The 18,571-nt window shown below is 73.7% G+C and carries 20 protein-coding genes; 14 read left to right on the top strand and 6 right to left on the bottom strand.

Annotation, left to right across the window (positions count from 1 at the left end):
- Positions 1-34: 34 nt before the first annotated feature.
- Positions 35-637: a DUF2867 domain-containing protein gene (locus tag ACZ6RC_RS22830; RefSeq protein ID WP_469586162.1), complete on the bottom strand. Its 603-nt coding sequence runs from the start codon at positions 635-637 to the stop codon at positions 35-37.
- Between the two features lie 94 nt (positions 638-731).
- Here ACZ6RC_RS22830 and ACZ6RC_RS22825 point away from each other — a divergent pair, with 94 nt between their 5' ends.
- Both ACZ6RC_RS22825 and ACZ6RC_RS22820 read left to right on the top strand, forming a co-directional pair.
- Positions 732-1,289, top strand: a complete 558-nt coding sequence (locus ACZ6RC_RS22825; protein WP_391133378.1) for a TetR/AcrR family transcriptional regulator — start codon at positions 732-734, stop codon at positions 1,287-1,289.
- Between the two features lie 146 nt (positions 1,290-1,435).
- Positions 1,436-2,557 carry a PP2C family protein-serine/threonine phosphatase gene (locus ACZ6RC_RS22820; protein WP_469586157.1) on the top strand — a complete coding sequence of 374 codons (1,122 nt, stop codon included), beginning with the start codon at positions 1,436-1,438 and terminating at the stop codon, positions 2,555-2,557.
- Between the two features lie 167 nt (positions 2,558-2,724).
- Here ACZ6RC_RS22820 and ACZ6RC_RS22815 read toward each other — a convergent pair whose 3' ends face one another.
- Positions 2,725-3,126, bottom strand: a complete 402-nt coding sequence (locus ACZ6RC_RS22815; protein ID WP_391133373.1) for a cupin domain-containing protein — start codon at positions 3,124-3,126, stop codon at positions 2,725-2,727.
- Positions 3,127-3,178: 52 nt separating this feature from the next.
- On the opposite strand from ACZ6RC_RS22815, the gene ACZ6RC_RS22810 reads away from it, so the two are divergent.
- The gene (locus tag ACZ6RC_RS22810; protein ID WP_469586154.1) at positions 3,179-4,177 is read left to right on the top strand and encodes a GlxA family transcriptional regulator; all 999 of its coding nucleotides are present in this window, start codon (positions 3,179-3,181) and stop codon (positions 4,175-4,177) included.
- A gap of 194 nt (positions 4,178-4,371) precedes the next feature.
- Here the strand turns inward: ACZ6RC_RS22810 and ACZ6RC_RS22805 are convergent, their stop codons facing one another.
- Positions 4,372-4,956, bottom strand: a complete 585-nt coding sequence (locus ACZ6RC_RS22805; RefSeq protein WP_453617838.1) for a nucleosidase — start codon at positions 4,954-4,956, stop codon at positions 4,372-4,374.
- Positions 4,957-5,104: 148 nt separating this feature from the next.
- On the opposite strand from ACZ6RC_RS22805, the gene ACZ6RC_RS22800 reads away from it, so the two are divergent.
- From ACZ6RC_RS22800 to ACZ6RC_RS22770, 7 genes are all read left to right on the top strand, one after another.
- Positions 5,105-5,461, top strand: a complete 357-nt coding sequence (locus tag ACZ6RC_RS22800) for a luciferase domain-containing protein (protein ID WP_469586150.1) — start codon at positions 5,105-5,107, stop codon at positions 5,459-5,461.
- A 120-nt stretch (positions 5,462-5,581) separates the two neighbouring features.
- Positions 5,582-6,493 carry a YhjD/YihY/BrkB family envelope integrity protein gene (locus tag ACZ6RC_RS22795; RefSeq protein WP_453617836.1) on the top strand — a complete coding sequence of 304 codons (912 nt, stop codon included), beginning with the start codon at positions 5,582-5,584 and terminating at the stop codon, positions 6,491-6,493.
- A gap of 165 nt (positions 6,494-6,658) precedes the next feature.
- Positions 6,659-7,159: an NUDIX domain-containing protein gene (locus ACZ6RC_RS22790; RefSeq protein WP_469586146.1), complete on the top strand. Its 501-nt coding sequence runs from the start codon at positions 6,659-6,661 to the stop codon at positions 7,157-7,159.
- Positions 7,160-7,253: 94 nt separating this feature from the next.
- Positions 7,254-7,892 carry a DUF6629 family protein gene (locus tag ACZ6RC_RS22785; RefSeq protein WP_469586144.1) on the top strand — a complete coding sequence of 213 codons (639 nt, stop codon included), beginning with the start codon at positions 7,254-7,256 and terminating at the stop codon, positions 7,890-7,892.
- Entirely contained in the window at positions 7,889-8,116 is a 228-nt protein-coding gene (locus ACZ6RC_RS22780) for a hypothetical protein (protein ID WP_391133352.1), read from the top strand. The genes ACZ6RC_RS22785 and ACZ6RC_RS22780 overlap by 4 nt, the downstream gene beginning before the upstream one ends.
- Positions 8,117-8,278: 162 nt before the next feature.
- Positions 8,279-8,776, top strand: coding sequence for a peptidylprolyl isomerase (locus ACZ6RC_RS22775; protein ID WP_391133350.1), 498 nt, complete (start codon positions 8,279-8,281; stop codon positions 8,774-8,776).
- 316 nt (positions 8,777-9,092) lie between these two features.
- On the top strand, positions 9,093-10,238 hold the full coding sequence (locus ACZ6RC_RS22770; protein WP_469586138.1) for an epoxide hydrolase family protein: 1,146 nt from the start codon (positions 9,093-9,095) through the stop codon (positions 10,236-10,238).
- 69 nt (positions 10,239-10,307) lie between these two features.
- Here the strand turns inward: ACZ6RC_RS22770 and ACZ6RC_RS22765 are convergent, their stop codons facing one another.
- Entirely contained in the window at positions 10,308-10,559 is a 252-nt protein-coding gene (locus tag ACZ6RC_RS22765) for a type B 50S ribosomal protein L31 (protein ID WP_391133342.1), read from the bottom strand.
- Between the two features lie 161 nt (positions 10,560-10,720).
- Between ACZ6RC_RS22765 and ACZ6RC_RS22760 the strand changes: the two genes are divergently transcribed.
- Complete coding sequence (locus tag ACZ6RC_RS22760) at positions 10,721-10,942, top strand: hypothetical protein (protein ID WP_391133340.1); 222 nt, start codon at positions 10,721-10,723, stop codon at positions 10,940-10,942.
- Positions 10,943-10,959: 17 nt separating this feature from the next.
- On the opposite strand, the gene ACZ6RC_RS22755 is transcribed toward ACZ6RC_RS22760, so the two are convergent.
- The gene (locus ACZ6RC_RS22755) at positions 10,960-13,572 is read right to left on the bottom strand and encodes a SpoIIE family protein phosphatase (RefSeq protein WP_453617830.1); all 2,613 of its coding nucleotides are present in this window, start codon (positions 13,570-13,572) and stop codon (positions 10,960-10,962) included.
- Between the two features lie 164 nt (positions 13,573-13,736).
- On the opposite strand from ACZ6RC_RS22755, the gene ACZ6RC_RS22750 reads away from it, so the two are divergent.
- The 3 genes from ACZ6RC_RS22750 (at position 13,737) to ACZ6RC_RS22740 (ending at position 17,044) form a co-directional block, all read left to right on the top strand.
- Positions 13,737-14,024: a hypothetical protein gene (locus ACZ6RC_RS22750; RefSeq protein ID WP_469586134.1), complete on the top strand. Its 288-nt coding sequence runs from the start codon at positions 13,737-13,739 to the stop codon at positions 14,022-14,024.
- A gap of 158 nt (positions 14,025-14,182) precedes the next feature.
- Entirely contained in the window at positions 14,183-15,472 is a 1,290-nt protein-coding gene (locus ACZ6RC_RS22745) for an RICIN domain-containing protein (RefSeq protein ID WP_391133331.1), read from the top strand.
- Positions 15,473-15,649: 177 nt separating this feature from the next.
- Positions 15,650-17,044 (top strand): ROK family protein, encoded by a 1,395-nt coding sequence (locus ACZ6RC_RS22740; RefSeq protein WP_469586129.1) that lies wholly within the window; start codon positions 15,650-15,652, stop codon positions 17,042-17,044.
- 119 nt (positions 17,045-17,163) lie between these two features.
- On the opposite strand, the gene ACZ6RC_RS22735 is transcribed toward ACZ6RC_RS22740, so the two are convergent.
- Positions 17,164-18,528, bottom strand: a complete 1,365-nt coding sequence (locus ACZ6RC_RS22735; protein WP_469586126.1) for an ABC transporter ATP-binding protein — start codon at positions 18,526-18,528, stop codon at positions 17,164-17,166.
- Positions 18,529-18,571 lie beyond the last annotated feature (43 nt).

The following is an 18,571-nucleotide window of genomic DNA, read 5'->3' as shown; positions in this document are numbered from 1 at the left end:
CCCGGCGGGCCACCAGTGACCTTCCGGCTCCGGCCTAGGCGGCGCCCGCTCCGCGTGCGGCGGCGCCCTTCTGCCACTCGCGGCCGATCCCGCGGATCAGGGCGGGGTAGACGCCCAGGTAGCGGAACGGCTTGATCCCCAGCATGTACAGGGCGCCGAGTCGCCCGTTCGGTTTCACCAGTACCGCCATCTGTCCGCTGTAGCCGCCGGCCCCGTCCGGGACCCAGCCGATGTGCAGCACCCCGTGCATGGTCCGGTTGGCCATCTCCGCCGCCCACTCGTCATGCGTCAAGAAGACCGAGGTGAACGGCACGGCCTTGGTGTCCGGCCCCCGCGGGCCCTCACGCAGGTCCGCCGGGAGGCGGTCGCGCAGGGTGGGTACCCGGCCGCCGAGACCACCGGAGGGCGCGTCCCAGCCGAGCAGGGCGCCGAGCTTCCAGCGAAGCGCGAAGAGCGCCCGCCCCACCGGCGAGGGCACGGGGTCCCCCTCGCCGTTCGCGAACTGGTCGACGAGCAGGGCGAGATCGTCGGGCCCACCCGGTGTGGGCAGCTGCCAAACATCCTCGACGTGGAAGTCACCGGTGATCTCGTGGACCCGCCACGGGCGGGAGGTGTGCGCGGAAATCGGAAGTCTCACGAGCAGGCTCCTGTCTATACGATGCCGTATAGAAGAAGAGTAGCGCTCGTCTATACGGTCCCGTATAGACGGGTGGAGGTGAGGGAGACGGACAGTGGGCGTGACCCGCACACCACGCGGCAAGTGGATCGAGGAAGGCCTGCGCGCGCTCGCCTCCGGTGGCCCCGAGGCCGTCCGGATCGAGCCGCTGGCGCAGGCGCTCGGGGTCAGCAAGGGCGGCTTCTACGGCTACTTCCGCAACCGGGACGCGCTGCTCGACGAGATGCTCGACACCTGGGAGCGCGCGGTGGCCGAAGCCGTGATCGAGCAGGTGGAGAGCGAGGGTGGCGAGGCACGGGCCAAGCTGGAGCGGCTGTTCACGATCGCCTCATCGGCCGAAGGGCCGACGATGGGCGTGGCGGCCGAACTGGCGATCCGTGACTGGGCCCGGCGTGACGCGTCCGTCGCGGAGCGGCTGCGACGCGTCGACAACCGCCGGATGGACTACCTCCGCTCGCTGTTCGGCGCCTTCTGCTCTGACGAGGCCGAGGTGGAGATCCGCTGCATGTTCGCCCTCTCGGTGCGGATCGGCGAGTACTTCATCGCCGCCGACCACGGCACCCGCAGCCGGGCCGAGGTGATGGAACTGACCCGGGACCGGCTGCTCAGCTAGGGGGGTGCCCTTCTGATCGCGGCACGCCGCCCGCAACACACCGATCCGCGGCACGCCGCCCGCAACACACCGATCCACGGCACGCCGCCCGGACACACCACCCGACGGAGCCGGGACCCGACGCGCCCGCTGCGTACGATCACGGAATGCCCACAGGTGGTCACCGTCAGCTCCCCGCCTCCCGGACGCGTACACAGATCACCCTCGGCCGCATCCTGCCCTTCCTGGTGATGGCGCTGACCGTCGCCGCCGACCTGCTCACCCCCGAGCGGGAACGCTTCGACCGGCTCCTGGTCGCCGCCCCCGCGCTCGGGGCCGTCACCTGGGGCGTCCGCGGCACCTGCGTCATCGGCGCGCTCGCCATGGCGGTGCGCGGGGCGCTGGGGGCGGCGAGGGGGGAGCCGCTCGTTCCCGATCTGCTCGCCAACGAGGCGGTACTCGCGACGGTGACCGCGGCCGCCGTCTGGGCCAGCCGGGTGCGGCTGCGGTACGAACGGGACCTGCGGGAGGTCACGGCCGTCGCCGAGGTCGTCCAGCGGGTGGTCCTGCGCCCGCTCTCGCCACGGCTCGGCCCGCTGCGCCTGCACCTGCTGTACGTCGCCGCGGCCGCCAAGGCCCGGATCGGAGGCGACTTCTACGAAGCCGTCCGCGTCCCCGGGGGCGTACGCCTGATGCTCGGCGACGTCCAGGGCAAGGGCCTCGGGGCCGTCGAGACCGCGTCCGTGATCCTCGGCTCCTTCCGCGCCGCCGTCGACGACGCGGATGGTCTGCCCGCACTGGCCGCCCGGCTGGAACGCGGCCTCGACCGCTACAGCGCCTGGGACCCGGACTCGGACGCCGCCGAACGCTTTGCGACCGTCGTCCTGGTGGAGATCCCCGACGACGCGCACGTCGCCCGGCTCCTCAGCTGCGGCCACCCGGCCCCGCTGCTGCAACGCGGCTCCGAGGTGCGGGCCGTGGACTTCGCCGACCCGTCCCTGCCGCTGAGCCTGGCGGGCCTCGCGGAAGAGCGGCACCGGGTCGAGGAGATCCCGTTCGGACCGGGGGACCGGCTGTTGCTCTTCACCGACGGGGTGAGCGAGACGCGTGACCGAGCCGGGGTCTTCTATCCGCTGGAGGAACGGCTCCGCGGCTGGGCGCGGGAGCCGGGCGAACGCCTCCCGGCCCTGCTCCACACCGATCTCGTCGCCTATGGGGCCGGCGGCCTCGATGACGACGTCGCCGCCATCCTCGTCGAACGTCCGGAGGAGCAGCCCGACCGGCGCTGACCGCCCGCGCCCGCGCTCGGCTGCGCCACGCCGACCCGGTCTCGCCTTGGGGCCTGCCGCCCGTGCTCGGCTTCCGCCACGCCGGCCCCGTCTCCGTGCCTGCCGCCTCCGCCACGCCGATCCCGTCTCCGTGCCTGCCGCCCGCCCCGGCCGCTCGGACGCCCCGCTCAGCCGAGTGCGTGGCCCGTCGTGGCGTCCACGTGGTCCGGGATCTCCTCGTGCCGGTCGCCGACCGACAGCGTGCCGGTGGGCTCGAACAGCAGGATCGATGCCCCGGTCGGGGCGTACGGCCGGTGCTCCACGCCCTTGGGCACGGTGAAGACGGAGCCGCGGGCCAGCGTGACCTCACGCTCCGAGCCGTCCTCCCGGAGCGCGATGCGCAGCTCCCCGTCCAGGACCAGGAAGAACTCGTCGGTGTCGTCATGGGCGTGCCACACGTGCTCGCCCGCCACCTTGGCGACGCGGACGTCGTAGTCGTTCACCCGGGTCACGATTCGGGGGCTCCACAACTCCTCGAAGGAGGCGAGGGCCTGGGGAAGGGCGATGGGTTCGTTGGTCAGATCGCTCATGCGCCCATCCTGCGTCGTGACCGCGTAACGCCGCGAGTGCTAGAAAGAGCACATGTCGCAAGGATCCTCGCATGCGGAGGAGCGTGCCGATACGGGCCTCCACCGGGTCGTCGTCATCGTCGATGCCCACTCCAACCCCTTCGAACTCGGCTGTGCCACCGAGGTCTTCGGACTGCGCCGCCCCGAGATCGGCCGCGAGCTGTACGACTTCCGGCTCTGCTCACCCGAGCCGCGAACCCTCATGCGCGACGGCTTCTTCACCCTCACGGGTGTCGCCGGACTCGACGCCGCGGACGAGGCGGACACCCTGATCGTCCCCAACCGCCCGGACGTGGAGGTGCCCCGCCGCCCCGCCGTACTCGCCGCGATCCGCCGGGCCCACGCGCGCGGAACGCGCCTGATCGGCTTCTGCAGCGGCGCCTTCACCCTCGCCGAGGCCGGGGTCCTGGACGGCCGCCGGGCCACCGCGCACTGGCAGTGGGCGGACTCCTTCCGGGCGCGCTTCCCCTCCGTACGCCTCGAACCGGACGTCCTCTTCGTCGACGACGGCGACATCCTCACCGCCGCCGGCAGCGCCGCCGCGCTCGACCTCGGGCTCCACGTCGTCCGCCGCGACCACGGCGCCGAGGTGGCCAACGCGGTCAGCCGACGGTTGGTCTTCGCGGCCCACCGGGACGGCGGGCAGCGCCAGTTCGTCGAGCGACCGGTCCCGGACCTGCCCGAGGAGTCCCTCGCGCCGCTGCTCGCCTGGGCGCAGGAGCGGCTCGGCTCCCCACTGGCCGTCCCCGAGCTCGCCGCCCGCGCGGCGGTCAGCCCGGCCACGCTCCACCGCCGCTTCCGGGCCCAGCTCGGCACCACCCCGCTGGCCTGGCTCACCGGCGAGCGGGTGGCCCTCGCCTGCCGGCTCCTCGAACGCGGCGAGGCCGGGCTCGACGTCGTCGCCCGCTCCAGCGGCCTGGGCACCGCCGCCAACCTGCGCGCCCTGATGCACCGGGAGACCGGGCTCAGCCCCTCCGCGTACCGCCGCCGCTTCGGCCCGGCAGCCGGCTGAACCCCCCGGGGCTCGAAAGCCCCCCTCCGCGCCCCCGGCCCGAGCGGCCGATCCGGGGCCCCGAGCCGCTTCGGCCCGGCTGCCGGCTGAACCCCCAGGGCTCGATGTCCCCCCTCCGCGCCCCGGCCCGAGCGACCGATCCGGGGCGCGGGGCCCCGACGCCTCCCCGGAGCCGTCGACGGACCCCGGGCGCGTCAGCCGCGGTACGGAGTGTTCGCCGCGGCCCAGTCGGCGAGGGCCCGGGCGCAGTCGGCCACCGATTCGCGCCAGGTCCTGGCCGCGCCGTCGCCCGCCTCGTCGCTGACGTGCTTGACGATGCGCAGCGGAACGCCGGCGACGGCGGCAGCGGACGCCAGGGCGTACCCCTCCATGTCCACCAGCGGGGCGCGCGCGGCGAGCCGGGCGCGGGCCACCTCGTCCGAGATGAAGGCGTCGCCGGTGGCGAGGACCACCTCGCCGCCGTCAGGGAGCGCCAGCGGCTCGCCGTAGGACTCACCGGTCAGCGTGGCGAGCAGTTCGCCGTCGAGGTCGTGCTGGATCACCGTGCCCACGACATGGGTCCCCGTCCAGCCGGGCCGCAGAGCCCCGGCCGTGCCCAGATTCACGATGCCGGACGGTCGGGGGCCCCGGCCGAGCACGGTGGCGAGCGCGGTCGCCGCGTTCACCTTCCCCATGCCGGTCAGCAGGACCGGCAGATCCGTGTCGAGGAACTGCGCCTCCTCCTTCACGGCCAGCACGAGCAGGGGCCGGTCGGCCGCGATCTTCCCGATGAGTTCCATGGGGCCACGCTAGTTCGAGGCACCCCCGTGCGTACAACCGGCTGGGACCGGCTTCCGGCGAGACCTCCGAGGGGCGATTTCACGCCTCGGCGTGTTTCTTGCTGCAGGACGCTTGTGCGCGGGCCCCGGCCCCGGCACGCTCCTCCGTATGAACACAGCCAGGCACGCCAGTGAACGCCTGATGAGCTGGCCCTCGCTGGTCGCCGACCCCGCCCTCTGCGGCGCCGAGGTCGGCCTGCGGACCGCCACCCGGGAGATCGTCCACTTCCACGGGGAGCACGAGGCGGACGTCCATCTCAGCCGAGCCATGATCGCGAGGCTGCGGCCGGCCCTCCTGGGGTCCAGCGCCGTGCGGTTGCGGGCCGGCTCGGGCTGGGTGACGGTCCGTCTGGACATGGGCTCGGACATCGACTTGCTGGCCACGCTGGTGAGCGCCGCACTCCAGGCCTCCAGCGGCGCCCTGGAGACGGCGGACACCCTGCCGGACGGCTGCACCCGCACCTGACGCCGTCCCGGGCGGCCGCACGCGGCACCGCGCGGACGGCGGTACCCGCGCCCGACGCCGCGTACCCCGTTCGGCGGCAAGCCGGAGGTGTCCGGTCCCGGTGCGGGTACTCCCCGTGGCATGCCCCCCACATCCGGTGCGCCCCACGACGCTGCCCCCGCCGAGCACGGCCACTGGTTCCACCGGCTCTACCAGCGCCTCCTGACCTCGGTCATCGGGCTCGCCTGGAGCCGGGGGCGCGAGATGGAGCTGATGCACCGCGCCATGGGATTCGCCGCCCTCAGCCTGCTCACCCTCGTCCCGCTGCTCATCATCGTCGCCGCGGCCGACCTCGCCAGCGGCCGGGGCTTCGCCCGCTGGCTGGTCCAGGGCCTCGGTGTCTCCGAGGTCTCGGAGGAGGAGGTCGAGCAGCTCTTCGGCCAGCCCGGGCAGGCGCTGCAGCGGACGACCGCGTTCGGCCTCGCGGCCCTCGCGGCGTTCGGTGTGACCTTCGGGTCGGCCGTACAGACGGGATACGAACGGGTGTGGGACCTGCCCACCGCCCGCTGGCACACCATGTGGCGTCACGTCGTCTGGCTCGCGATCCTCGTCGCCGCGCTCCTGGTCTTCGCCGCGACGCCCCCACCTGAGGGCACCGCCAACACCGTCACGGTCGCCGCCGCCGACACCGTGGGGACCGCCCTCTTCTTCTGGTGGTCCCAGCGCTTCCTCCTCTGCGGCCGCATCCGCTGGCGCGCCCTCGCCCCGGGCGCGATCTGCACGGCCGTGGGGCTCTTCGGCCTGCGGATCTTCTCCCAGTTCGTCTTCTCCCCCCTCATCGCCTCGAACGCCGTCACCTACGGCCAGTTCGGCACGGTCCTCGTGCTGCAGTCCTGGCTGGTCGGCGTCGGATTCGTGGTCTACGGAGGAGCGCTGGTCGGCCGGCTGATCCACGAGCGCCGGGTCGCACGACGGCTCGACATCGAGCCCCTCGGACCACCCCACTGGCCGCCACCCGACGCGCCCCCCGATCCGCCCCGCGAAGCGAGCTGAGAGCCGGCCGGGCCGCTGACCACGGCCGCGCGGCGGGCGCGCGACGGCGAGTCCGCGGCCATGATCACCCGATCCGGTGATGTGCTCCCGGGTCGGCCGGATCCGCCGCCCGGACCGCTTGGATGGGACCGTCCACCGGCCCGTCCGTCGAGAGAGAGCCGCCCCATGGCGAACACCTGGCTGCCGCCCGCCGAGTACGTCGCGACGCTGCCGAGAGCGACGGCGTACGCCTGCCTGTACTTCACCGACACCGACGGCCGGCCCTTCCAGCTCCGCGCTTCGTACCGCGCCGAGCTGTGGCAGTGGCCCGGCGGGAACATGGACCCGGGGGAGACGCCCTGGCAGACGGCGGTCCGCGAATGCCACGAGGAGACGGGCATCGTCTTCCGCGGCGAACCCCGGCTCCTGGGCACCTACTTCGTCACCGACCGGGGCGAGGAGTGGCCGGCCAACCACATCGGGTTCATCTTCGACGGCGGGGTCCTGACCGCCGAACAGCTCGACGCCATCGTGCTCGACCCCGACGAGCACAGCGAGTTCAGCGTGCGGACCATGGCCGAGTGGGAGCGGGAGCTGCCGCCGTGGAACTTCGCGCGCCTGGTGGAGATCGACCGGGCGCGCCGCCTCGGCACCACCGTCTACGTGGAGACCTGCGCCGAGGCCTGACCCGGACCCGCCGCGCCGTGCCGGACCCGCCGGGCCGGGCCGGCACCGCGTGGTGCGGGCGCGTGAGCGGCGATGCGTCTGATATGCCTGGTCCGTGTGCTGGAGTGCGACGGCCGACCTCGTGGCGGGAACCGCCATCGGCGCCGTCGGCGTGGCCTGCCTCGCCGCCGTACGGCGGCCCGCCGACCTCCTCCTCGCCGCTCTGCCCCTGCTGCTCGGCGCCCACCAGATCGTCGAGTCCGTCGTCTGGCGGGCGGGCGGCGGGGCCGGCCCGGCCACCCTCGCCTGGGCGGTGATCGCCCTGCCCCTGCTGGCCCTCTGGGTCCCGCTCGGCGTCCTCGCCGCCTCCCCGCCCGGCGACCGGCGGCGCCTGGCGGCCCCCGTCCTGGCCGGCGCGCTCGCCGCCGCCGGCCTCGCGTACCGCCTCGCCGTACGGCCCGTCACGGCCGAGGTCCGCGGCCGCACCCTCGGATACGTGCTCGACCTGCCGTACGCGCTCCCGCTGATCGCGGCCTACCTCCTCGCCACCGTCGGCGCGCTGCTGCTCGCCCGCGACCGGCTCCTGCGCCTCCTCGGCCTCCTGACCGGCGCCGGAGCGGTCGTCTGCGTCCTGCTGTGGCGGACGGAGTTCGTCTCCACGTGGTGCGCCTTCGCCGCCGTCGCCTCGCTCGTTCTGCTCGTCTGGGTCCGAGGCCGTAACCCCCGGGCGCCTCGGCAGTTGACCAGGGCATGAAGAAGCGCAGCATGCTCGCCATCGCCTCCCTCGCCGCGGGCGTCGTCACGGCCCTCGTCACCCCGCCGCCCCACGCGACCGCCGCCACCGGCGCGGACGGGGGCGCGACCGGCACCACCGGACTGTCGCAGAGCGACGCCCCCGTCGAGTCCCTGTTGGAGGACGCCGCGCCCGTCCTGCCCGACGGCGGCCTCCAGCTCCCCGAGGGCGGTCCCCTGGCGTAGCGGTCCTTCCGGAGCGCGGCCTCCCTCAGGGCCGCGGCCGGGCTCTCGGACCGCGGCATCGTCCGGATCCTCGGATCCCCGTACCCACGGCGGAGTACGGGGATCCGGCGTGTGGCGGCAGCCCGTGCGCGCGAGGCGGGCAGGGAATGACAGGATGTCCCCATGAGCAACAACGTTTACTTCGACATCACCATCAACGGCGAGGCCGCCGGCCGGATCGTCTTCCAGCTGTTCGACGACGTCGTCCCGAAGACGGCGCGGAACTTCCGCGAGCTCGCCACCGGCGAGCACGGCTTCGGCTACGCCGGCTCCCCGTTCCACCGCGTCATCCCCCAGTTCATGCTCCAGGGCGGTGACTTCACCAACGGCAACGGCACCGGCGGCAAGAGCATCTACGGCGAGAAGTTCGCGGACGAGAACTTCACCCTCAAGCACGACCGCCCGTACCTGCTCTCCATGGCGAACGCGGGCAAGAACACCAACGGCTCGCAGTTCTTCATCACCACCATCGTGACCGACTGGCTCGACGGCAAGCACGTCGTCTTCGGCGAGGTCGTCGAGGGCCAGGACCTGGTCAAGAAGATCGAGTCCCTCGGCTCCCGCTCCGGCACCACCAGCGCCAAGATCGCCGTCGCCGCCTCCGGCGTCGTCGAGGCCTGAGCGCCCTCCCTCGTACATACACCGGCGCACCCCTGAGGGGTATGCCCGACCGCCCCTGCGGAGCCCGCGGGGGCGGTCTTCGTCTCGTCGCCCGTCCGGCCCCGCGGCGAACGGCCGGCCCGGGGGGTCGTCGGACGGTATCCGGATGCGCCCGTCCGGTGCGGCGGGTACGGTCGCACCCCATGCCGCTCACGTACAGCCGCGGCGGACACCCCGCCTCCGGACGGCGGGCCCGCCCGTGCGCACGCGGCATCCGGGGCGCGCGCCACACCGCACCGGTACGACTGCAGCACTCGCCGACCCGGCCGAAGGAACCATGACCGTCACCCCTTTCCGGATCTCCGTCGCCGACGACGTCCTGCACGACCTGCGCCACCGCCTCGGTCGCACGCTCTACACCGAGCCGTCCGACTCCACCTACTGGGCGGCCGGCACCGACCCCGGCTTTCTCCGGGGGCTCGTCGCCTACTGGGCGGACGGCTTCGACTGGGCCAAGGCCGAAACGCGCTTGAACGCCCTTCCGCACTTCCTCGCCGACGTCGACGGACGCCCGGTCCACTTCGTCCGCCTCCGCGGCCGGGGCGCCGAGGGGGCGCCCGCGCCGTTGCCGCTGATCCTGACGCACGGCTGGCCGAGCAGCTTCGTCGAGATGCTGCCCGTCGCCGAACTCCTCGCCGACCCGGCCGCGCACGGCGGCGACCCGGCCGACGCCTTCGACGTGGTCGTACCGTCGCTGCCTGGATTCCTGTACTCCGCTCCGCCGGCCGGCCCCTTCACCCGGCGGGGCGTCGCCGAGACCTGGCACCGGCTGATGACCGAGACGCTCGGCTACGCGCGCTTCGGCGCGTTCGGCGGGGACATCGGCGGCGGGGTGACGCAATGGCTCGGCGCCCTCCACCCGGCCGAGGTGGCCGGCGTGCACATCACCTCCGCCGTCGTCACCTCCGACTTCGAGGCGGAGCCGCCCACGGCCGAGGAGCGGACCTACCTCGACGCCCTCACCGCCTACGACGCCCAGGACCAGGGCTACAGCGAGATCATGTGCACGCGGCCCGACACCCTCGCCGCCGCCCTGCGGGACTCGCCCGCCGGACTGCTGGCCTGGATCGTCGACAAGTACCGCGACTGGAGCGACTGCGAAGGGGACGTCGAGTCCCGCTGGGACCGGGACACGCTGCTGACGGTGGCGACGCTGTACTGGGCCACCGGCTGCATCGGCTCGTCCTTCCGGCAGTACTACGACTACCCGCGCAACCGGCCCGTGCCGCCCGTCGAGGTGCCGGCCGCGGTCACCCTCAGCCATGAACCGGCGTACGCGGACTACCCGCGGAGCCTCGCGGAACGCACCTTCCGCGATCTGCGCCACTGGAACGCCCCGGGCCGGGGCGGCCACTTCATGGCGCACGAGGAGCCCGAACAGGTCGCCGCCGAACTCCGCTCCTTCTTCCGCCCGTTGCGGTAGGCGACCGGGTTCGGCCTCAGCTTCCGTCGCGCCCGCGGCGGTTCGGCGGCCCCGTGGCGCCGTCCCGGGTCAGGACGTCTCCTCGCCGTAGCGGCGTTCGAACCTGGCGATGCGGCCCTCGGAGTCGACCGTACGGGCCTTGCCCGTGTAGAAGGGGTGGCTCTCCGAGGAGATCTCCACGTCCACGACGGGGTACGTGTGGCCGTCGTCCCATTCGATGGTCTGGTCGCTCGTCGCCGTGGACCGGGTCAGGAAGGCGAATCCGGCCGAGCGGTCGCGGAACACCACGGGGCCGTAGTCCGGCTGCTTGTCCTGCTGCACGTGTCCTCCTTCGGCGGCCTGCGTCTGGGGACAGCCTCGCCCGCGGGGGACAGGGGGACCAATGACCGGGGGCCGACCGGGTGAGGGCGTTCCCTTGTGATCGATCCCGGGCTACCGTGGGCCGCAGGGAAAACACGGAACGCATGCTCGGGGGGAGCACCATGGTGGCCGTACTCGTCTTGTTCGGAGTCATCGCAAGCGCCGTCGTCCTGCTCATCGTGACGCTGCTGCGGCGCGGCAGCGGACCGACCGGCAACGCCGACGGTCTGCTCATGGAGCAGGAACGCCGGGACCAGGCATACCGCGACCGGGTTTCGTTCTCGTCCGTCGCCCAGCACAGCTCGCTGCCGACCATCGGCGACCACCACCACCGCCGGCGCTGAACCGGACGTCGAGCCCCTCAGGCCTGCCGTGCCCAACGGGCGGCCAGCAGCAGGGCGATGTCGTCCGGCCGGTCCGTGGCGCGGCGGGCGTCGCGGATCAGGCGGTCCGCCGTCTCCGCGAGCGGGGCGGAGCCCGTGGCCGAGAACGTACGGCGCAGCCGTTCCACGCCCTCGTCGATGTCGTGGCCCGGCTGCTCCACGAGGCCGTCCGTGAACAGGGCGAGGACCGCGCCCGGCGCGAGCCGTAGGTCGTTGAGCGGGTACGTCGCGTCGGTGTCGATGCCGAGGACCAGCCCGCCCGTGAGGTCCAGGACCTCCGTCTCGCCGTCCGGGTGACGCACCAGGGGCTGGGGATGTCCGGCCCGCACGGCCTGGGTCGCACCGGTCCGCGGGTCGAGGACGATGTAGCAACAGCTCGCGAACTGCCCGGGGTCGAGGGCGATCAGCAGCCGGTTGGTGCCCTGCACCACCTCCTGCGGCGGATGCCCGCCGATCGCGAACGCCCGTACGGCGCTGCGCAGTTGTCCCATCGTGGCGGCCGCGGCCACCCCGTGTCCCTGGACGTCGCCGACCACCAGCGCCAGTTGTCCCTGGGGCGTCTCGATCACGTCGTACCAGTCCCCGCCGACGTCCATGCCCTGCGTGCCGGGCAGATAGCGGGCCACCGTGTCGACCTGGTCGAGCACGGGGAGGCGGTGGGGGAGCAGGGCGTCCTGCAGACCGCGGGCCAGCGCGGACTCGGAGTCGTAACGCCGGGCCCGTTCGAGCGCCTGGGCGATGAGCCCGGCGAGCGCCGTCAGGACGGTGCGCTCCTCCGGGCTGAAGCCGCGCGGCCGGTCGAAGCCGAGGATGCACGAGCCGACGGGCCGGCCGGAGGCGATGAGCGGCAGGAAGGCCCTGGCCCCCGTGTCCGCGTCCAGGGGAAGGTCCGGATAGGCCGTACGGAGCTGGTCCATCGACTCGTAGAAGAGCGGGCGGCCGCTCGTGAGCGTCTCCACGCCCGGCAGCCGGGCGTGCAGACCGACGCCGTCGAACGGCTCGAGGAAGCCGGGCGGGAAGCCGGTCTCCCACGCCAGATAGAGGTGGCGCTCGCTCAGCAGATAGATCGCGAGCTGGCGGCCGCCGAAGGCGGGGAGCAGCTCGTCGGTGACCACCGCCGACACCTGCCGTGCGGTGACGGCCTCGGTCAGCGCGATCGCCAGCGCCACCGGCCGGTACAGCGCCGAGGCACGGTCGGCCGGGGAGCCGAAGCCCATGTCCGGCCGGGTCACGGAGGCGGGCTGGTAGCTGGGGTCCTCCTCGGGGAGCAGGACCAGTGTCACCCCGTCGTGGCCGGGATAGAGCGAGACGGAGAGCCATTCCCCCTCGGAGGGGTGGGCGAGGAAGTGCACCGCCTCGTCCGAGAGCAGCGCCGCGCGGAGCTGTTCCTCGTGGGCGGGGTGGTCGAACCAGGGGAAGATCTCCGTGAGGGGCCGCCCGGCCAGCGCCGAGCGGGGGCGGCCCACGAGGTCCTCGGTGCGGTGGTTGATGTACGTGATCCGTCCGAGGCGGTCGATGGCGAGGATGGCGCGGGGGAGCCGGTCGGTGGCGTCCGAGCCGACCAGGCCGGTGCCCAGGTCGACGAGCGAGCCGGTCAGCCGCCCGCCGCCCTCGCCGGGCACGACGACGGCCCCCGGCTCACTGCCCAAGGCGCCGTCTTCCGGCCGGGAGGCGGTGCCTGCGGCGGGCCCCGGCGCGGCGCGGGCGGAGACCTCCAGCAGGTGCAGCCCCCCGTCAGGACCCCGCAGCCGGATCCGGCGGGCCACCGGGGCGCCGGACTCGGCGGCCCGGCGGGCGATGGTCCAGAGGGCGTACGTGTCCGCCGGGTCGAGGCGGGCCGTGAGCGCCTCGATCGTCCCGGGGAAAGGCGCGTCGTCACCGAGGATCGCCCGCAGGCCGTCGTCGGCGGTGACCCGGCCCGAGTCCAGGTCCCAGTCGAAGTAGCCGATCCGGATGGGCGGCGCGCCGGACGACGGGAGCTGGACGCAGACGGGTTCCACCGCCCACTCCACCGACGTCCCGTCGGCGGCCAGTTCCGCGAGCGCCCCGCCGAGCCGGCGGGCCTCCTGGGCCAGCCGCCCCCGGTCGCGGGCGTTGACGGGCACGCCGGGGCTCGGCGGACGCAGCACCACCAGCACCCCGATCCGTTCACGGCCGCTGATGACCGGCGCGTAGAGGGAGGCGAAGGGGAACGGGAGGCTCGCCACGAGCTGGGGGAAGAGCCGCATGGCCTCTTCCGCGTCGGCCAGGTGCACCGGCTGCCCCGAACGGTAGGCCTCGGCGACGGGGAACGGGCGGTTCACGTGCATGCGCCACCACGGGCGGAACAGGCCGCCCGGAAGCCCCGCGAGGACCGCGAGCCGCAGCAGACCGGGCGTACCCGACCGCAGGTACACACCGCCCGCGTAGCCGCCGAGCGCTTCGATCGTCCGCAGGGCGGCCTCGGCCAGCGTCAGCGACAGCGCGCCCATCTCCGGCCCGCCGACGCTCGCTGTCCGGGCCGCGTCCTCGGCCTCGGCCGACGACTCGGGGCCGGCCGCACCGTACGACGTCACACCCTCAGCATGCTCCCCGGCCGACGAGCCCCGCATCTCGGCGGGCCGGCGCGCGGGGCCGTCCGCCCCTTCGCCCGGAACGCACGGACGGGATCCGTTCCGGCGGCCGGACGACGCCGGGGGAGGAGACCTTGTCCTGTCGTCGCCGCGGAGGGCGGCCCATGGGGGAGCATGGAGGGCGGAGCGGGAAGGCGGGTGCCATGGACGCGAGCGTGCTGACGGCGGCGATCGCCGCGGCGGCGCTCGTCTGCCGTGTGGCGTTCCTGGAGTGGCGCGATCCGGGCGCCGGCCGGCGCGTCTGGTCCTTCGTCCGAGACCGGCGGGCGCTCGGCGCCGGGCTGGCCACGGCCGTCCTCCTCGGCGCCGTCGGCTGGAGCCGCGCCGGAGCGGACGCGCTCGTCTGGGCGGCGCTCGCCGGAGTCATCGTCGCGTCGCTGACGGCGGGCAGGCGGCAGCCCAACGAGCGGGGCGGCCCTCCGGAGAGCTGACCGACGCAACAGTCGTTGCCAAGCCCCTTGACGCACGACTTAACTCACTCCTTGAATCATGCGTGCAACAAAGAAGCGGAGACAGGTGACGTCTCCGCAGCGGAATGTCATGGGCATGACATTCCGTGTCCTCCCCCCACCCAACGGAAGCGAGAGTCATGCGCTCCTCCCGCACACCACGGCGCGCGCTCTGGTCGGCCCTGACGGCGGTGACGGTCCTCGCCGTCGCCGCCCTGGGGCTCGACATGCCGGACGCCGACACGGATCCGCCCCTCGCCTCGGCGCGGGCGGCCGTCGCCCCCGTCGCACAGACCGCCGCCGTCACCTTCGCCGACGAGTTCGACGGCCCGGCGGGCGCGGCCGTGGACGGCGGCCGATGGCAGACGGAGACCGGCGACAACGTCAACAACCACGAGCGGCAGTACTACACCGCCGGCAACCGCAACGCCGCGCTCGACGGCCAGGGCCACCTCGTGATCACCGCGCGCAAGGAGAATCCCGGCAACTACTCCTGCTGGTACGGCCGGTGCGAGTACACCTCCGCCCGCCTCAACACGGCCGGCAAGTTCACCGCCCAGTACGGCAGGGTCGAGGCACGGATGAAGGTGCCGCGCGGCCAGGGCATGTGGCCCGCCTTCTGGATGCTGGGCCACGACCTCGGCCAGGTCGGATGGCCGGCCTCGGGCGAGATCGACATCATGGAGAACGTCGGCTTCGAACCGTCCACGGTCCACGGCACGCTCCACGGCCCGGGCTACTCCGGCAGCGGTGGCATCGGAGCCGGCTACACCCTGCCGGGCGGGCAGGCCTTCGCCGACGCCTTCCACACCTTCGCCGTCGACTGGGCGCCCGGCCGGATCACCTGGTCCGTCGACGGAGCCGTCTACCAGACCCGCACGCCCGCGGACCTCGGCGGCCGCTCCTGGGTCTTCGACAAGCCGTTCTTCCTGATCCTCAACCTCGCGGTCGGCGGGTACTGGCCCGGCGACCCGGACGGCTCCACCGCCTTCCCGCAGCAGCTCGTCGTCGACCACGTCCGCGTCACCACCGCCGACGGCCCCACCGGCGGCGGACCCATCACCGGCCTCGGCGGCAAGTGCGTGGACGTCGCCGGCGCGAACCCCGCGAACGGCACGGCCGTGCAGCTCTACGACTGCAACGGCACCGCGGCCCAGCGGTGGACCGTCGGCGCGGACGGCACCGTCCGCGCGCTCGGCAAGTGCCTCGACGTCGCGTCCGGCGGCACCGCCGACGGAACCGCCGTCCAGCTCTGGGACTGCAACGGCTCCGCCGCGCAGCGATGGGTCGCCAACGCGGCCCGGGACATCGTCAACCCGCAGGCCGACAAGTGCCTGGACGCGACGGGCAACAGCTCCGCCAACGGCACCCGGCTGCAGATCTGGACCTGCGGCGGTGGCGCGAACCAGAAATGGACGGTGACCCGCTGAGCCGGCGGCGGGTGACCCGGACCCGATGAGCCCGGGCCCGGCCCGGAAGCGACTCTTCCGGGCCGGGCAGGCCGATCACGGCTTAACTTATCGTCTGACCCCATCCCCCGGATCAGGCGCGCGTCAGGAGTCACGCGGCGGTATGTTGCGTACAGGAACGTGACGACAGGGGGCAGGGTGACACAGCGCAGTGGCCGTACGGTGCGTGACCTGCGGCGCGAGAACCGCACCGCCGTACTGCAACGCCTGTACTTCGACGGGCCCCTGAGCCGCTTCTCGCTCGGCCCGGTCACGGGCCTGAGCTCGGGTTCCGTGAGCAACGTGGTGGCCGAACTGGTCGCCGAGGGGCTGGTGGAGGAGGCCGGCAGCGTCGACTCCGCCGGTGGCCGCCCCCGCACCCTGCTCCGCATCCGGCCGGACAGCGGCTACATGATCGGCGTCGACGTCGGCGAGACCCGGATCCGGGTGGAGCTCTTCGACCTGGCCCTCACGGAGCTCGCACGGGTGGAGAGACCGCTCGCGACCGAGGGTCCGCGGGGCACCGACCGCTACGACGTCGGGGTCGTCGTCGGCCATCTCCGCGAGGGCATCGCCGAGGTCCTGGAGCGGGCCGGCATCGCGGCGGAGGCCCTGCTCGGCGTCGGCGTCGGCGTCCCGGGCATCGTCGCCAGGACGCCGGAGGACGGCGCCGTGGTGCACGGCCAGACCATCGGCTGGGACGGCGTGCCGCTGGAGCGCCTGCTCCGCGCGTCCGGACTGCTCCCCGACAGCGTGCCGTACTACATCGACAACGGCGCCAAGACGCTCGGACAGGCGGAGATGTGGTTCGGCGCCGGGCGCGGCGCCCGCAACGCCGTGGTCGTGCTCTTCGGCTCCGGCGTCGGCGCCTGTGTCGTCTCCGACGACATGCGCCCCGGCCGCGCCGTGGAGTGGGGGCACCTGACCGTACGGGTACGGGGGCGGCGGTGCCGCTGCGGCGCCCAGGGCTGCCTGGAGGCGTACGCCGGAGCCGAAGCCCTCCTGGAACGGTGGGCGGAGGCGGGCGGACGGCCTCCGGCCGGCGTGGACGAGGAGACCGCGCTGACCGCGATGCTCGCCGCCGCGTACCCGGATCAGACCGCGGCCCCCGGCACCGAGGACGGGCCCGGCACCGAACAGGGCGCCGACCACGGACCCGGCACCGGGCAGGGCGCCGACCGTACGGCGCGCGAGGCCGACGCCACCGCGCTGGCCGTCCTGGAGGAGACCGCCGAGTACCTGGGTGCCGGGTTCTCCGACCTGATCAACCTCTTCCAGCCCGAGCGGATCCTCGTCGGAGGGTGGGCCGGACTCCAGCTCGGCTCCCGCTTCCTCGACTCCGTCCGTACCCACGCCACCGCCTACGCCCTCGCCTACCCGGCCGCCCACGTGCGGATCGACCTCGGCACCCTGGGGCCGGACGCCGTGACGGTCGGCGCCGCGATCCTGCCGCTCACCGACTTCTTCGGGCGCGGCGGCCGCCGCGCCGAGACGGACCCCGAGGAGCCCACCCCGGCCTGGCGCGCGACCCTGGAGGAGCGCACCGCGCCCTGAGGCTCCGGATCGGACCCTGGCTCCCTGCCCCATCCGGATACGCGGGGATACGGGCCGTCACCGGAGCCCCGGCCCCCGCTGCCGAGCCCCGGCCCCCGCAACCGGAGCCCCGGCCGCCGTCACTCCTCCAGGCCCGGCAGGCCGTCCGGGGCCGGGCAGACGCGGCGGCCGCCGTGGTCGAACACGTACAGCTGCGCCAGATCGACCAGCAGCGGAATCTGCGCCCCCACCCGCACGCGTACGTGCGGGCCCGTCCGCACCACGAGGTCGCTGCGGCCGAACGCCCGCCGCTCCGCCGAGGCCGGTGTCTCCGGGAGACCGGACTCCGGGGCGGTGGCCTCGGCGACGTCCGGCCCGGCGCCAGGCCGCGACGACAGGGCCGTCGCGTGCTGCCGCAGACGGGAGAGGACGTTCCGCCGCGGCGGGCGACGGCGCCGTCCGGCGGCCGGCCGGGGGCGAGGCGCCTCCAGCTCGGCCACCACCGCCGGCTGCGAACCCGTGTTCACATGCACCAACGCCTCATGGCCCTGGTACTCCACATGCTCGACGATCCCGGTCAGTGCCACCTCACCCGGCCGGGCCTGGCTCGGCGGGGCGATCCGCACCGCCTCCGAGCGCAGCCCGACGATGATCCGGCGCCCCTGCTGGATGCGGAGCAACTGATGGTCGGAGCTGAGCGGTTCCGGCAGGACGAGGCGCTGCCGGCCGAGGTCGATCGACATCCGGGCGTCCAGCGGCGCATGCACCACGGCCTGCAGCAGACTGATGCGCGGAGTGCCGATGAACGCGGCGACGAAGACGTTCGCGGGCAGGGCGTACGTCTCGCGCGGAGTGCTGATCTGCTGGAGCACACCGCCCCGCATCACGGCCACCCGATGACCCAGGGACATCGCCTCCGACTGGTCATGGGTCACGTACACCGTCGTCACCCCCAGCTCGGCGGTCAGGCGGGCGATCTCGGCCCGGAGGTGGCTGCGCAGCTTGGCGTCGAGGCTGGACAGCGGCTCGTCCATCAGGAAGACGGACGGCTGCCGGGAGATCGCCCGGCCCATCGCGACCCGCTGCCGTTCGCCGCCCGACAGCTGCCCGGGGAACCGGTCGAGGAGGTCCTCGATGGCGAGCATCCGGGCGGTCGCCTCCACCTGCGGGGCGTGGTCCCCACGCGGATCCCGCAGCTTGAGGGGGAAGCCGATGTTGGCCCGGCCGGTCATGTTCGGATACAGCGCGAAGCTCTGGAAGACCATGGCGATGTCCCGCTCGCGGGGCGGTACGTCGTTGGCGTACTCCCCGTCGAGCAGCAGCTCCCCCTCGGTGATGTCCTCCAGACCGGCGATCATGCGCAGCACCGTGGACTTGCCGCAGCCGGACGGCCCCAGCAGCACCAGGAACTCACCCGGTCGGACGGTGAGGGAGACCCGTTCGACGGCCAGGGAGTCGCGCCCGTATCTCTTGCTGACTTCGCGCAGTGCGATGGCACGGCTCATGGCGATCCGCCCGGGGAGAGGAGAAGGGTGCAGGGATGTGACG

This window comes from Streptomyces sp. NPDC048353 (genome assembly GCF_055587165.1).
This window is presented reverse-complemented; position numbering and strand designations above follow the sequence as displayed.

Excerpts from the sequence above, each read along its gene's own strand:
- ACZ6RC_RS22800 (WP_469586150.1), top strand. The coding sequence starts at position 5,105 with ATGAACACAGCCAGGCACGCCAGTGAACGCCTGATGAGCTGGCCCTCG.
- ACZ6RC_RS22820 (WP_469586157.1), top strand. The coding sequence starts at position 1,436 with ATGCCCACAGGTGGTCACCGTCAGCTCCCCGCCTCCCGGACGCGTACA.
- ACZ6RC_RS22790 (WP_469586146.1), top strand. The coding sequence starts at position 6,659 with ATGGCGAACACCTGGCTGCCGCCCGCCGAGTACGTCGCGACGCTGCCG.
- ACZ6RC_RS22745 (WP_391133331.1), top strand. The coding sequence starts at position 14,183 with ATGCGCTCCTCCCGCACACCACGGCGCGCGCTCTGGTCGGCCCTGACG.
- ACZ6RC_RS22735 (WP_469586126.1), bottom strand. The coding sequence starts at position 18,528 with ATGAGCCGTGCCATCGCACTGCGCGAAGTCAGCAAGAGATACGGGCGC.
- ACZ6RC_RS22815 (WP_391133373.1), bottom strand. The coding sequence starts at position 3,126 with ATGAGCGATCTGACCAACGAACCCATCGCCCTTCCCCAGGCCCTCGCC.
- ACZ6RC_RS22750 (WP_469586134.1), top strand. The coding sequence starts at position 13,737 with ATGGACGCGAGCGTGCTGACGGCGGCGATCGCCGCGGCGGCGCTCGTC.
- ACZ6RC_RS22775 (WP_391133350.1), top strand. The coding sequence starts at position 8,279 with ATGAGCAACAACGTTTACTTCGACATCACCATCAACGGCGAGGCCGCC.
- ACZ6RC_RS22805 (WP_453617838.1), bottom strand. The coding sequence starts at position 4,956 with ATGGAACTCATCGGGAAGATCGCGGCCGACCGGCCCCTGCTCGTGCTG.
- ACZ6RC_RS22770 (WP_469586138.1), top strand. The coding sequence starts at position 9,093 with ATGACCGTCACCCCTTTCCGGATCTCCGTCGCCGACGACGTCCTGCAC.
- ACZ6RC_RS22755 (WP_453617830.1), bottom strand. The coding sequence starts at position 13,572 with ATGCGGGGCTCGTCGGCCGGGGAGCATGCTGAGGGTGTGACGTCGTAC.
- ACZ6RC_RS22760 (WP_391133340.1), top strand. The coding sequence starts at position 10,721 with ATGGTGGCCGTACTCGTCTTGTTCGGAGTCATCGCAAGCGCCGTCGTC.
- ACZ6RC_RS22795 (WP_453617836.1), top strand. The coding sequence starts at position 5,582 with ATGCCCCCCACATCCGGTGCGCCCCACGACGCTGCCCCCGCCGAGCAC.
- ACZ6RC_RS22780 (WP_391133352.1), top strand. The coding sequence starts at position 7,889 with ATGAAGAAGCGCAGCATGCTCGCCATCGCCTCCCTCGCCGCGGGCGTC.
- ACZ6RC_RS22810 (WP_469586154.1), top strand. The coding sequence starts at position 3,179 with ATGTCGCAAGGATCCTCGCATGCGGAGGAGCGTGCCGATACGGGCCTC.